General features: G+C 60.4%; 10 protein-coding genes. All 10 read right to left on the bottom strand.

Annotated elements, in window-relative coordinates:
• Nucleotides 1–205: 205 nt before the first annotated feature.
• Nucleotides 206–1,876, bottom strand: a complete 1,671-nt coding sequence (locus RBB32_RS13355) for an ATP-dependent endonuclease (protein ID WP_306153250.1) — start codon at nucleotides 1,874–1,876, stop codon at nucleotides 206–208.
• A gap of 124 nt (nucleotides 1,877–2,000) precedes the next feature.
• Nucleotides 2,001–3,308, bottom strand: coding sequence for an ATP-dependent protease ATPase subunit HslU (gene hslU, locus RBB32_RS13350; protein ID WP_306153248.1), 1,308 nt, complete (start codon nucleotides 3,306–3,308; stop codon nucleotides 2,001–2,003).
• Nucleotides 3,305–3,859: an ATP-dependent protease subunit HslV gene (hslV, locus tag RBB32_RS13345; protein WP_306153246.1), complete on the bottom strand. Its 555-nt coding sequence runs from the start codon at nucleotides 3,857–3,859 to the stop codon at nucleotides 3,305–3,307. Before hslV ends, hslU begins: the two co-directional genes overlap by 4 nt.
• A gap of 58 nt (nucleotides 3,860–3,917) precedes the next feature.
• Complete coding sequence (locus RBB32_RS13340; RefSeq protein ID WP_306153244.1) at nucleotides 3,918–5,066, bottom strand: amidohydrolase; 1,149 nt, start codon at nucleotides 5,064–5,066, stop codon at nucleotides 3,918–3,920.
• A gap of 415 nt (nucleotides 5,067–5,481) precedes the next feature.
• Entirely contained in the window at nucleotides 5,482–5,802 is a 321-nt protein-coding gene (trxA, locus tag RBB32_RS13335; RefSeq protein ID WP_306153242.1) for a thioredoxin, read from the bottom strand.
• 61 nt (nucleotides 5,803–5,863) lie between these two features.
• Nucleotides 5,864–9,229 (bottom strand): double-strand break repair helicase AddA, encoded by a 3,366-nt coding sequence (gene addA / locus RBB32_RS13330; RefSeq protein ID WP_306153238.1) that lies wholly within the window; start codon nucleotides 9,227–9,229, stop codon nucleotides 5,864–5,866.
• On the bottom strand, nucleotides 9,226–12,165 hold the full coding sequence (addB, locus tag RBB32_RS13325) for a double-strand break repair protein AddB (protein WP_306153236.1): 2,940 nt from the start codon (nucleotides 12,163–12,165) through the stop codon (nucleotides 9,226–9,228). The genes addA and addB overlap by 4 nt, the downstream gene beginning before the upstream one ends.
• Nucleotides 12,158–12,850 carry a nucleotidyltransferase family protein gene (locus RBB32_RS13320; protein ID WP_306153234.1) on the bottom strand — a complete coding sequence of 231 codons (693 nt, stop codon included), beginning with the start codon at nucleotides 12,848–12,850 and terminating at the stop codon, nucleotides 12,158–12,160. Before RBB32_RS13320 ends, addB begins: the two co-directional genes overlap by 8 nt.
• Nucleotides 12,826–13,836 carry an aminoglycoside phosphotransferase family protein gene (locus tag RBB32_RS13315; RefSeq protein ID WP_306153231.1) on the bottom strand — a complete coding sequence of 337 codons (1,011 nt, stop codon included), beginning with the start codon at nucleotides 13,834–13,836 and terminating at the stop codon, nucleotides 12,826–12,828. Before RBB32_RS13315 ends, RBB32_RS13320 begins: the two co-directional genes overlap by 25 nt.
• The gene (gene tsaE, locus RBB32_RS13310; RefSeq protein WP_306153229.1) at nucleotides 13,823–14,305 is read right to left on the bottom strand and encodes a tRNA (adenosine(37)-N6)-threonylcarbamoyltransferase complex ATPase subunit type 1 TsaE; all 483 of its coding nucleotides are present in this window, start codon (nucleotides 14,303–14,305) and stop codon (nucleotides 13,823–13,825) included. The genes RBB32_RS13315 and tsaE overlap by 14 nt, the downstream gene beginning before the upstream one ends.
• Between the last annotated feature and the right edge of the window lie 3 nt (nucleotides 14,306–14,308).

Below are 14,308 nucleotides of genomic sequence, written 5' to 3'. Positions count from 1 at the left end.
GGGGATTTTGGGGGAGGCAGCGGCCGATTTCACCCCGAACCGCCGAAAAACCCCTGTCGGTATCACGTCGGTATTTTGTCGGTATGACGTCGGTGGGGTTTGGGGGGTGAGACACGCCCGTGCCGTGCGCTTTGGACGTGGGTTTTGTACGGAATGGGGAGGGAGTAGGTCGTACGAAGGTCGGATAATTAGCAAGTACTAGAGCCTAGCCACTCAATATGTCTTTCAAGTCTTCGGCGATTTGCCCCTTATCCCGTAGTTCAAATAATAAAGAGGGAGACAACTCAAAGTCTTTATGGATGATTGTCTTGAGGCACTTCAGGAGCGCTTTGCCTTTAACAGAGCCAGCATAATAGTAATCAAGCTCCTTTTTCACATCTTCGTTTTTTGGCGTACCCGATCCGCCAGGGTAAAACTTGTCACTTTTATTGATCTGTTTTCGTTTTTCAGTGAAGGTTTTTTCGCTTTTTGCTTGGTTCCAAGCTTCCGACAATATTTCTTCAGCTTGATCCTCGCTTACAGCTAAACAGTCCATGAGATGTTCTCGATCACATAAATATCCCTCTAAATCCGATGGTCCGGTGATCCATAACTCGCACCCACTTCCGTAGAATTTTTTAGTCAAAATCCCTTTTTCATATTCTGTTAAAAAATCTCCGTCACGATGAATCACTAATTTTGAAACGCCTAACATGTCTTTGAGAGATTTTGCTCCATCAGCAGATGGAAGATTTTCTGCACCGAAGACCGGCCAAATCGCAGTTTTTTGCCTGTGCTCTGGCCATTGATCAACAATTGATTGAAGCAATGGAGTATTTTTATCCTCGGTGATAATAAGCGTTGACTTATCAAGAAGGCCCCATCCCATTTGTTCTCTTATGATGGCTTCGTCTTGAGCAACTCCCCCGTTTGCAAGCCATGCTAATTTTACATCTGGCGAAGAGGTTCTGATGATGTGTGGACTGTGTGTGGTCAATATCACTTGAGCGGAGAATTCAGTAGCGGCTTCTTCAATTGTTCGAATTAGCTTCTCTTGTCTATCCGGGTGAAGATGTGCATCAGGTTCATCAATAAGCAGGATACTTGGTTTAAACAAAACCAAGTATGCAAAGATTTGAACAACCTGTAGTACTCCTGTACCTGCAAGCTCAAGCGGAGCCCAAAACCCTCCTTTCATTTTCTCAGTGTAAACAAGGGCCTCGATGTCAAAATGTTCGCTGTCGTCGAATTCTATTTTGATCTTAGTTGGTCCGAGGACTTTAGAAATCCACTCTTCAAGAATGGTCAAGTCGTCTTTGGATTCTTGTTGAATTAACAGAAGAATGTTCCGAAGAACACTGTTGGCGTCACCACTAGCCGCACTTCTAAATACGGGTTGCCTACTTTTCTTTTCTTCACTCGACGGTATGCCGGCAAGCCCTGGAATATACGCGCTGAAAGGAGAATTGCGATCTGATAGCTCTGAATAAAGCTTTTTAGGCAATAGATTTTCGGCTCTTAAGTCAATTTGAATGGCATCATTTCTGCCTCGCTTGATCGGAATAACTCCGGAGCTTTCGTCTTCGTCATCACATTCCAGCGTCACGAATACGGAAACGTGCTCCTGCTTTCCTCTAGCTTCGCGAAGTTCCTTGTTGTGCCCAACAACTTTTGCATCGGGCGTGGGAAAATAGTCCAAAGACTGCACCGCAACGCTCCGGGCTTGGTTGTTTTGGATTTTTGGGTCTGCGGTACACCTACACGCCCAATGGAGAGCCTGGAGAAATGAAGACTTACCTGAGCTATTCTGACCAACAAGAATAGTGACATCGGCCAGTTCGACACGAGCTTTGTCTATTGCTTTAAAATTCTCAATCGTGACTGCTTTAAGTCTCAAATAGAATACCCTGTGACGTTGCTGATTAGTCTACGAAAAATCTTACAGCTTCACACTATAAAGTTGTATCCTCTTTTCCCAAAAAAGCCACAATAATTACCAAGAAACAAAGATCTGTTTTCCCCTAAAGCACATACCTCGACAAATCCGCTGATTTCATCAGTTCGCCCAAGTTCTCCTCGACAAACGCAGCGTCCACCGTCACGCCTTCGCCGGCGCGGTCGGGGGCGGTGAAGCTGAGTTCTTCGAACACCCGTTCCATGACGGTATAGAGCCGCCGGGCGCCGATGTTTTCGACCGACTGGTTGACCTCTGCCGCGATGCGGGCCAGTGCCGCGATGCCGTCTTCGGTGAAGTCGACCGTCACCTCCTCGGTCCCCATCAGGGCGGTGTATTGGCGGGTGAGGGCGTTGTCGGTTTCGGTCAGGATGCGCACGAAATCTTCTTCGGTCAGGGCGCGCAACTCGACCCGGATGGGCAGGCGGCCTTGCAGTTCGGGCAGCAGGTCGGAGGGTTTGGCGATATGGAAGGCGCCCGACGCGATGAACAGGATATGATCGGTTTTCACCGGCCCGTGCTTGGTTGACACGGTGGTGCCTTCGATCAGCGGCAGCAGGTCGCGCTGCACCCCCTCGCGGGAAACATCGCCGCCGCGGGCCTCGGATTTGGCGCAGACCTTGTCGATCTCGTCCAGAAACACGATGCCGTTCTGTTCGACGGATTCCAGCGCGGTTTTATTGACGGTTTCATCGTCCAGCAGCTTGTCGGCCTCTTCGCTGATCAACAGCTCGTAACTTTCGGCGACGGTGAGTTTCTTGCGCACGGTGCGCCCGCCGAAGGCCTTACCGAAGAGATCGCCAAGGTTCATCATTCCCATCTGGCTGCCGGGCTGTCCGGGAATATCCATCATGCCCATGGGGTTGGATTGGTCGGCGACGTCCAGTTCGATCACCGTGTCATCGAGCAGCCCGTCGCGGAGTTTCTTGCGGAACATCTCGCGCGTGGCGTCGCGGGCGTCTTCGCCGGCGATGGCCTCGATCACCCGGTCCTCGGCGTTCTGGTGGGCCGAGGCTTTGACATCCTCGCGCATGTAGTCGCGGGTTTGGGCGATGGCGGTATCCACCAGATCGCGAATGATCTGTTCGACATCGCGGCCGACATAGCCCACCTCGGTGAACTTGGTGGCCTCGACCTTGATAAACGGCGCGCGGGCGAGTTTGGCCAGACGGCGGGAGATTTCGGTTTTGCCGACGCCGGTGGGGCCGATCATCAGGATGTTTTTCGGGTACACTTCCTCGCGCAGGTCATCGGGCAGTTGCTTGCGCCGCCAGCGGTTGCGCAGGGCGACGGCGGTGGCGCGCTTGGCGTCCTTCTGGCCGATGATGAAACGGTCAAGTTCGCTGACGATTTCGCGGGGGGTCAGGTCGGTCATTTGGAGATGCTTTCTACGGTCAGGTTGCCGTTGGTGTAGACGCAGATATCGGCGGCGATGGCCATGGCGTCGCGGGCGATCTGTTCGGCGGTGCGGTCGCTGTCCATCATGCCGCGGGCGGCGGCGAGGGCGTAGTTGCCGCCCGAGCCGATGGCGGTGCAGTTGTGTTCGGGTTCAAGCACGTCGCCCGCGCCGGTGATGACATAGATCTGGTCACCGTCGGTGACGATCAGCATCGCCTCGAGCTTTTGCAGGTACTTGTCGGTGCGCCAGTCCTTGGCGAGTTCGACAGAGGCGCGTTGCAGCTGGCCGGGGGTGGCTTCGAGTTTGGATTCGAGCCGTTCCAGAAGGGTGAAGGCATCGGCGGTGGAGCCGGCAAAGCCTGCCACCACGTCATAGCCGCCGGGGGATATGCGGCGGACCTTGCGGGCGGTGCCCTTGATCACGGTTTGGCCAAGGCTGACCTGGCCGTCGCCTGCGATGACGACTTCGCCGTCTTTCTTGACGCCGACGATGGTGGTGCCGTGCCAGCCGGGGAATTCGTTGCTCATATCCGCCTCCGCTTTGGTTCGTGCCTATATGGAAGGCTGCGGCCTATGGTGCAAGGGTTCAACCCAGAAGGTCACGTGCGATGCGGTGAAAGATGCTGGTTCCGATGGGAATGAGATCATCGGGAAAGTCGTAATCGGGGTTGTGAAGGGCGGCGTGGCTGTGGCCCGCCCCCAGAAACAGCATCGCGGCGCGGGCGTTATGGCCAAAGCGCCCGAAATCCTCGGACGGGCGCCAGGGCAGGCCGGTGGCGTCATGCGGGATTTGCAGCGCGTCGAGCGCGGCGGTGGCAATGGCCGTGGCCTCGGGGTCGTTTTCGCTGTGCAGGAAGATGTCGTGATAGGCATGGGTGAAACTCAGGCCATGGGTTTCGCAGGCGGTTTTCAGCAGGGTTAGAGCCTGATCGCAGAGGTTTGTCATCCGATCATCGGTAAGGGTGCGCAGGGTGGCAAAAAGCCGGGCATCGCCCGGGGCAATGCCAAAGGCCGGTTCGCCCATTTGGGTATGGGTCACGGTCACGAGCGCGAAATCGGGGTCGGAGGTGGTGCCATGGCTGAGCGCGGTAAGCCCCGGCATGACTTGTGCCAGCGCCGCCATGGGGGAAATGCCGGTTTCGGGTTGCGAGGCATGGGCGGAGCGGCCCGTGAATTGCACCTCAAGCCCCCGCGAGGCACAGGTTACCGGCCCGGCGGTAAGCGCAACATGACCGATTGGCAGACCGGGGGTATTGTGCAGGGCAAAGGCATATTGCGGTTGAATAGGGTCGAAATTCATATCTTCCAGTACGGCCTTTGCCCCGGCCCCGGTTTCCTCGGCCGGTTGGAACAAAAGCACCACGCGGCCCTTTGCGGGGCGTTGCCGCGACAACAGCCGCGCCAGCCCCATCAGGATTGCCATATGCCCGTCATGGCCGCAAAGGTGCCCAACCCCGTCGGTGAGGGAGCGATGCGCGGGCGTGCCTGTCTCGTAGATCGGCAGGGCGTCGAGTTCGCAGCGGAACAGGACGGCGGGGCCGTCTTTGCCACTCTCGAACACCGCTGCCACGCCATGCCCGCCCAGATCGGGAATGAGCCTATCGGGCGAAAGTGGCGCGAACGCCTGTGTGATGCGCTGGGCGGTTTGGGATTCGTCGCCCGAGACTTCGGGGTGACGGTGCAGATCGTGGCGCAGGGCGACGAGATCGAGAATATCGGAGTTTGTAAGGCTCATACCCTGTTTGTCGCCCGGTGAGGGGGAAAAGGGAAGAGCCGCGTATTGGCGGGCCGCGGTACGGCGTTCTACCGGTTGGTCTATAGCGCTTTATCTAAAGCGTTTCGCGAAAAACCTGAATCACAGATTTTCGCGAAACGCAGTGCTCCGCTCAATCGTTGCACGCGTTCCGCCTTTCGCTGATGCCTCAGGTTAAAGGCGGAACGCTTTAAGTCACTGGCGCGCAACTTTAAGGATGCGAACTAAGTCTGGCCAAATCGCCGTGCCGGGGGGCGGCCCGGCGATGCGCGGCGGCCTGCGGCCTTGATTCCGCGCAATCAGATTATGAAGCTAGGCCCGTCGATGGCGCGGCTTCTTCCCATCACAAAAAAGGGCCGCCCGAAGGCAGCCCTTTCGAAACCTATGCGCGGATCGCTTAGATGCTTTCTTCGATCCAGCTTTGCAGCGCGGCCTTGGGCGCGGCGCCGGTTTTGTTCGAGACAACTTCGCCATTCTTGAAGATGAACAGCGCGGGAATGCCGCGAATGCCCATTTGCACGGCGGCGTTGGGGTTGCTGTCGACATCGACCTTGGCGACCTTGATCTTGCCTTCCATCTCGGCGGAAATCTCTTCCAGCGCCGGGCCGATCTGTTTGCAGGGGCCGCACCATTCGGCCCAGAAATCCACCACAACGGGGATATCGGAATTCTTCACTTCGGCATCGAAGGTATCGTCGGTTACGGCAACGGTGGCCATTGGCTTTCTCCTGACAGGGGTGTGCGTTTGATTGGCAACCTATGTACGCGTGCCGGAAGCGTCAAGCAATGGTGGTGGCCTTGAGCGCTTTGGTCACAAGATCGTGGGGCAGTGGCATGAAGGTTGCCGTGCGCGTCCAGACAAAGGCGGTTTGCACCTTGCGATCAGGGTAGATCGAGGCCAGCGCATGGGCATAGGCCCCCATTTGCCGCAAGAGGCCATCGGGGCAGGTTTCGGGCGTGCCGGGCACCACGGTGTTGGTTTTAAAATCCACCGCCAGCACGCTGTCGGGGGTGAGGACAAGCGCGTCGATGATGCCGTGAATACGACGGTTTTGCAGGGCGTCGATATTGGCGCTGATCGGCACCTCAGAGAGAACATCGGGGGTGAAGAGATGTTGGAGGTCAGGCGCGGTCAGAACCGCCTGTGCCTCGGCCAACAGCGGGTCAAGATCCGCGCCTTGCGCCGCATCCGGGCCGTTGGCAAGGATACGCGCGGCGGTGTCGGGCCATGTATCCTGGGGCACGGTCGGCAGGATTTCCAGAAGGCGGTGGATTTGCCGGCCCCGGCGCTTGGCCTCTTCCTCTTCCAGCCCTTCCCCGGGCAGGGCCTTTTTGCCGCCCAGCTCAGACGGTTTGAGGGTTTCCAAAGCGGTGGCTTTGTTCGGGGCGGGGGTGTGGAAATAGGCGGGCAGGTCAGGGGGCGCCGGGGTGCCCGCGCTTTCCTTGGCGCTTTGTGTCGCGGCCCCCCAATCGCCATGTTCCAGACGCAGCGCGCCTTCGCCTTCGGTGGGATGTGGCGCGGCATCGCAGGCCTTTAGCCCCATGCGCACCTTGTCGTACCATGTGTCACCATTCTTGCCCAAATCGCCCGCTGCCGCCACGATCAGCCATTTCTCGGCCCGGGTCATGGCGACGTAAAGCAGCCGGTCACGTTCGGCCAGTTGCGCGGCCTTTGCGGCGTCGATGGCATCGGTGATGACCTGCGGGGCCTCGTCTGCGCCGGGCTTCCACAGGGCGGTGCCTTGATGGGTCAGGATTTGATCCTTGATGTCATTCTTGCGCTGGCCGGTGTCGGGCAGGATGACGATGGGTGCCTCAAGCCCCTTGGCGCCATGCACTGTCATCACCCGGATGCGATTGCCGGCGCTGTCCATCTGGCGCTTGATCTCAAGATCATCGGTTTCCAGCCAGACAAGGAAGCCCGTCAGGCTATCGACGGCGCGTTGTTCATAGGCCATGGCCTGTGACAACAGGGCGTCGATGCCATCCTCGGCCTCACTGCCGAGCCGGGCCAAAAGGCGACGGCGGCCGTTGTGACGGGTGAGGATGCGTTGCAGCAGGTCATAGGGGCGCAGGTAATCGGCCTCTTTGCGCAGATCCTTGAGAACCGCCATGGTTTCAGGGAATTCTTCGGCGCGATTGCGCAGTTCCGCCCAAAGGTATGTCTGCGCACGGCCATGGGCGAGGGTGTAAAGATCGCCCTCGGACCAGCCAAAGAGCGGGGAGCGCAGCGCGGTGGCCAGGGCAAGGCTGTCCTCGGGCGTGGCAAGGAACGACAGCAGCGCGCCAAGGTCACGCACGGCCATTTCCGCCCCGACCTTGAGCCGGTCGGCCCCGGCGATGGGCAGGTCCTGGTCTTTGCATTCGCGGATGATCTCGTGGAAAAGCGCGCTGCGGCGTTGCACGAGGATCAGGAAATCGCCCGGCTGGGCGGGGGCCATACCGCCCTTGCCATCGGGAACCGGGGTTTGATCGTCGATCATCCGGCGGATCTCTTGCGCGATCTTGCGGGCCAGAAGGATCGCCGGATCATTGGGGGCCTTGGTATCGACCGGCAGGTACCAATCGGGCTGTTCCTCTTTCTCGGGCTTTTCGATCACGGGCCAGAGATCGACGCGCCCGGGCATATCGGATTTGAAGGCCTTGTGGCCCTGATCCGGCGTAAAACCGCTTTCCCCAGCGTTGGCGAAGGTGGCATCGACCAGCGCCAGAACCGCGTGGGAGGAGCGGAAAGAATACTCCATCTCCAATGCGCTGAGCGGGGTGTTCGTGGCCTTCAGACGGTCGTCGAACTCGTCTTTCATGCGGTCAAACTCGCGCGGGTCGGCACCTTGGAAGGAATAGATCGACTGTTTCTTGTCACCCACAACAAAGATTGTCCGGGGCACATCGGCGCGGGCGCCTTCGCCGCTGGTGAATTCCTGTGCCAAGCGTTCGATCACCTGCCATTGCACGGGGCTGGTATCTTGCGCCTCGTCCACCAGGATGTGGTCGATCCCGCCGTCCAGCCGGTAAAGCACCCAAGCGGCGACATCGGGGTTGGTCAGAAGATCACGGGTGCGCAGGATCAGATCATCGAAATCCAGCAGCCCCCGGCGGAGCTTGGCCGCTTCGTAGGCCTCAAGGAAGGTACGGGCGAAGGCATGCAGCGCGCGGGTTTTGCGCATGGCGGCGAGGGCCAAGCGCGGTTCGCGGGCGGATTCCACGCGGGTCATCCAATCGTCGATCTGAGGCATGACTGCGGCGAGGTTTTTTTGGCAGGGTTTGGTGGGGAAAGTGCCTATCTTGGCTGTGAAAGCTTTGGCCCCTGACTTGAACAGGAACAACCCTTCGAGCTCTGCCAGCGCAACAAGGTCAAAGTTGGTAATGTTGCGTAGTTTGACGGCCGCTTTTTGATCGTTGGAACTACTCGCCTCAAGCGCAGGGATCAATTGATCCAGGAGCGCCCGCTCACTGCCCAAGAATACCCCGGCCAAGAGGGACTCTTCCGTCAAATCCGGTGCGATGCCGAAAGCATCGGCCAGTTCCGCATCGCTGATCGGGTTTTTCAGGGCGCTGGCGGCGCGAACAATCTCGGCGGTCAGCTTATCCAGGTCATCGCCGGTGTAATGGCGCGCGAGATTGTAGAATTTCGCGGCCTGCGGCCCTTCGGCGATCTGTTCGACGATCTCGGCACGCAGGAGGCTGGCGGTGCGATCGTCCATCTCGGCAAACTGGGGTGTGACACCGGCCTCCAACGGGAAGCGGCGCAGAAGCGAGGAACAGAAAGAGTGGATCGTCTGGATTTTCAACCCACCGGGCGTTTCGATGGCGCAGGCGAACAAGCGCCGCGCTTTGCGCAGGGTGTCGTCGTCCAGATCCCGTTCAACCCCCAGGTCCTCAAGCGCCGCGCCGAGTTTGTCATTGGACAGCATCGCCCATTCGCCCAAGCGGTCGAACAGGCGGTTCTGCATCTCGCTTGCGGCGGCCTTGGTGTAGGTGAGGCAGAGGATATGCTGTGGGTCTACATCCTCCAGCAACAGCCGCGCGACACGGTCGGTCAGGACACGGGTTTTGCCCGATCCGGCATTGGCCGACAGCCAAGTTGAGCGGTCGGGGCGGGCGGCGTCCACTTGCCGTTGGGTGGCGTCATTGCGTTTTGTCATGATACCGGCCCTTCCTCGGGGTCATCGGTGATGTCCCATTCGCCGAACCGCGCCAGTTGGTCGTAATTGCCTTCCATATCCTTGGTGAACATCGCCCGCCGCGAGGGGAAGCTTTTGCCCCCGTCCAGATAGGCGGCGATCAGGGCCTCGAATTCCTGCCAGATCTTTTCGACGGGTTCGTCGGCCAGCGGCGCGGGCACCTCCTTGGGGTCGTTGCTGAGGCTGAGGTAATAGGCCCCGGCCACCTTGTTGGGCGCAAGATCGCCAAAGCCGAATTGTTCGGCCATCGCGGCCTCAAGCAGCAATTGCTTGTCGAACTCGGCCTGTTGCGGGCCGGTGGGGGCCGCGCCGGTTTTGTAGTCGTAGATATAAAGCTGTCCGGTTTCGTCCATGTCGATCCGGTCGGCGGTGCCGGTGAGGGTAAAGCCCAGGGCGGGCAGGCTGGCCTTTGCTTTTTCCTCGAGGGCCGTGGGGCGGCCACGTTCGCGGCGGGTGTCTTCGGTGGCCAAAACCCAGTCTGCCACCCGCTCCATCCGGGCCAGCCACATGGCGCGCACCTCGGGCCAAGGGACGTTTTCGGCCAGAATAGTCTCTGTTTTCGTGATCAGGTGGTCGCGGGTCAGAAGGCCGGGATCGGCCATGCTGTTGTCTATGAACTCTTCCAGCACCTTGTGCAGAACGATCCCGCGCAACAGGGCATCCGGGGCTTTCATCAGCGGATCAAGCGGTTTGAGGCGCAGAACATGCTTGGCATAGATCGCGTAAGGATCACGGATCAGGGTTTTGATCTCGGTGACCGAAAGTTGCTTGGGCCGCGCAGCGGCCGGTGGGATGGGCGCGGGGCGTTTGGCAGGGGTGGCAACACCGGGGTCTTCCAGCCGCTCGGCCAGCGCAAGCCAATGCTGACCCCTTGCGCGCATCGCCTTGAGCGCGTCCTCACCGCCTTTTTCGGGCAGGCCATCCAACAGGTTCTGCAAGCGGTTGAGCCAGCGCGACACCACGGTTTCGGCATCGTCCGAGCGGATCGAGCGGGTAAGCCAGACCTCGGGCGCGGTTACCGCCTGTTGGAAATCATGTGCCGAAAGACCGATGCGCCGTTCAGGCAGCAAAAGCCCCGCCTCGTTGCGCAGTTTGCGGTTGAGCCATGGGTCGGGCTTGGGCGCTTCGGGCCAGCTTCCTTCGTTGAGGCCCGCAAGGATCAGCAATTCGGCCCCCTGAACGCGGGCCTCCAGCGTGCCCCAGATGCGGATATGCGGGTGGGGCGTGTCGGGGTTGCGCACCTCGCCCCGGCCCAGAATGGCGTTGAAGAGATTGGCGTAGTCGGGGGCGTTCAACTGCCCGCCGTGCTTTGCGTTGTCTTGAAGTTCGGTGACTGCCTTGAGGGCTTCGCGCCCGGCCTCTTTTTCCCAAAGCGTTCCCGTGCCCTCGCCTTCGGGGCCTTGGGCGATGCGCCCGGCCAAGGCGATATGATCCTCGACAAGACGGGTCAGCGGTTGGGCACTACTCACCTCTTTTCCGCAGAAACAGTCTCGAATCCAGGCCACCCAGGCCTCGGCCTCGTCCTCTTTTCGGCCTGCGGCCCAGGCGGTGAGGCTTTCGGCATCGGGGAAGGGCGGCCCATAGCGGCGCAGGTGCAACTCCAACTCCCGCGTCAGGCGCAGGTGGGGGCCGCGTTCATTGCCCGTATGGGTCAGCGGGTGCTTGAGAAGGGTTAGAAGCGACTCTGCGGTCAGGCGGTTGCGCATCAGGTCGGCCACATGGCGCAGGAACCGCCCCGGCACCGAGAGTTGCAGCGGCATACCGGCGGAATCGTCGGGGATAATGCCCCAGCGATCCAGAAGGGCGGTGACCTGCCGGGTCAGCGTTCGGTCGGGGGTGATGAGGGCCGCGGTAGTCTGGTCTTCGGCGGCTTTGCGCAGGCGCATGGCGATGGTCAGCGCCTCATCGCGGGTGGATTCGGCCTCCAGTAATGTGACGTTGGCCATGGCCTTGGTCAGATCGGGCAGGAGTGGCCCATCGCGCAACCATTCATCGGTCACCGGCGCGGGGCGCAGGGCAAGCGAGATCACCTTGTTCCGTTCAAGGCTGGCCGGGGCGGGGGACCACGGCCAAGGGGCGATGTCACGCGGGTGCCCGCCAAGCCGCGCCATGAACTGGGCAAAGCGGTATTGCGGGTGGTCTTCGGAGGTGAGCGGGGTTTCCAGCGTTTGCCAGACATCTTCGGGCATATCGGCATCGAAGCCGGGGAAGACGACCGCCCCTTGTGGAAGTTGCGCGACCGCCTGCATCAAGATCTGCGTCGCCCCGCGCGAGCCGGTGGAGCCCGCGATGATGATGGGATGATCGGGGGGCGTTTCGGCCCATTGGTGGGTGAGCCGTTCAATCACCATCCGTTGCCGGGTTTCCACGTCAGGTTCGGACTGGCCAACGTCGAAATAGGGTCTGACAATGCCCAAAAAGGCTTTGATCCGCTCCCAGTGGCCGGATTGGTCGGTGATGTCCAAGCCTTCGATCACCTCGGGCGGGACGCCTTCGCCATGCATTTCGTCCATCAGGCCGGCAAGGCTGTCGGAGAGGTCGTAAAGCGCCGCGCGCGGGGCAAGATCGGGGGATTGGTCCAGCAGTTGTTCCACCAGCCGCAGGAGTTCCAGACGCCGCCGAAGGGGCGGCACCGCATCGGGCAGGTCGGCCATGGCCCAATCCTCGCCTAGATCGGTCACCAATGAAATGCGCGGTAGCAAGAGCGCCGGGCCTTGATCGAACATCTCGCGGATGCGGCGGGCCATGCGGCGGGTGTTGACGATCAGATGCACCCGCGCCAGCGCCTCGGGCGGCTGGCCTTTATGCAGCGCCAAAAGGCCGTCGACCAGCGCCTTGGGGAAATCCACGCCAAGCGGCACACCAAAGACACGGGGGGCATCGGTTGGGTCAAACATGCGGGTATTCAAGCAGGTCTTCGGCCTGTGCGATACCCTCGGGGTGGCCGACATCGCACCATTTCCCGGGGTAGGGCGTGGCGTACAAGCGGCCCGCCTCGGCCATGCGGTTCCACAGGAGGTTGAGCGAGAACACCTGTTGCTTGATCTCGTGCAACATGTCGGTCTTGAGAATTTGCAGCCCGGAATAGACATGCCCCGGCCCACGGGCGATGCGCCCATCGGGGGCGATCACGAAATCGCCCGCGCCCTTGTGGCCCACCGCATTTTCCCGTGGCAGGCAGAGCAGCAGGGCATCCATTTTGGAAGGCTCCCAAACCTTGGCCAGTTGCGACAGGGGGTTCGGCCCTTTCCAGACCGCATCGGTATTCATGGTAAAGACCGGCCCATCGCCCAGAAGCGGCAGCGCATGGCGAAGGCCGCCGCCTGTGTCCAGGATATCGGGCGTTTCATGCGAAAGCTGCACGCCCTTACCGGCAAGATGCGCGATCAGCGGCTCGGGCTTGTAGTGCAGGTTGGCCACCACGGTTTCCACCCCATGGCCGCGCACCTGTTCCATAGCGTGATCAATCAGCGGCCTGCCCGCCACTTCGACCATGGGTTTGGGCCGCTCAGCGGTCAGCGCGCCCATGCGCGTGCCGAACCCGGCGGCGAAAAGTATCAGGGCCTTGGGTGTGTCGCGCATTGGTCTTTGAGCCTTTGAAGGGTGGTGGCATCGGCGGCGGGCAGATGCGCATGCACAAGTGCGGCCACATCCGAGAGTGCCGGATCCTCAAGATTGCGCATCAGGTGGCCCCAGACGCGCGGGATCAGGTCAACGTAATGCGCCTTGCCATCGCGGATGCAAAGCCGGGCGAAAACACCGACGATCCGCAGGTTGCGCTGCGCGCCGAGGCGGTTGTAATCGGCTTGGAATTGCGCCGGGTCCAGACCGGCGGCCTTGACATACCGTGCGATCATCGCCTCTTCGATCTGCGGGGGCACATCGCGCCGCGCGTCTTGCAGAAGCGAGACCAGGTCATAAGCCCGGTGGCCCAGCATCGCGTCTTGGAAATCCAACAGGCCCACACGCGCCACACCCGCACGCCTTGGCAGCCAGAGCAGGTTTTCGGCGTGGTAATCGCGTTGGATCATCACATCGCTTGGCCCGTGCAACCCTTCAAGCGCGCGCTGCATGGCTTGGGCAAATTCGGCCCGCAAACCGGGCGTGCCCTTGGCGTACCAATCAAAGGGCAGCGCCGAGAGGTCGGCCATCAGTGGCGGATCGTAGGCGGCCAAACCATCGGGCGGCGGGGCCGTGTGAAGCTGTACCAGAAGGTCAGTTGCGGCGGAATAGAGACTGTTTTCAAGGTCAGGATCCCGCGGGATCACGCGGGCGAACAGGTCATCGCCCAAATCCTCCAGCAGCAAAAACCCCTGCGCCGTGTCGCGCGCCAGAATGCGCGGCGCGCTGAGGCCCTGTGACGTGAGGTATTCAGCAATTTGGATGAAAGGCGCGGTATCCTCGCCTTTTTCACGCGGGGCATCCATCAGGACCGCGTCACCCAGCGCGGCGTGATGCAGGCGCAGGTAGCGGCGGTTCGAGGCATCGCCCGCGAGCGGGGCCACCTTGGCCCCCTGCCATTCGGTGTCTGCGATGAAGGCTTTGATCAGGCTGTCACGATCCGCCATTGCAAAGCTCCTTCATGCGGGCATCCCAAGTGGCATCCGACCATTCGAACGTCAATTGGCGGGCATCTTCTGTCGCGGCGGTTTCAAGCGTCAGGTGCAGGGCCGTTTGCGGGGCCAAATCGCCCAAGCGATCAGGCCATTCGACAAGGCTTATCGCGGTTTCGAAGGCCTCCAGCAGGCCCAGTTCCTCGACCTCGCCAATATCGGTCAGGCGATAAAGATCGGCGTGCCAAAGATCGCCCAAGCGGCCGGGATATGTTTGCACCAACGTGTAGGTAGGCGATGGTACATCCTCGGGCATTTCCAGCAGGCCCTGGATCAGGCAGCGCGCGAAATGGGTTTTGCCTGCGCCCACCTCGCCCTTGAGCAAGAGGCAATCGCCGGGGCGCAAAAGCGGGCCCAACGCCTGCGCGATGGCGCAGGTTTCATCGGGGCTGTGACAGGTGATTTGGGCGCTTTGGCGGGACATGGC

This window comes from Roseovarius sp. MMSF_3281, assembly GCF_030733685.1.
GTDB lineage: Bacteria > Pseudomonadota > Alphaproteobacteria > Rhodobacterales > Rhodobacteraceae > Roseovarius.
Note: the sequence above shows the minus strand (reverse complement) of the source record. Positions and strands in the feature narration are given on the sequence as shown.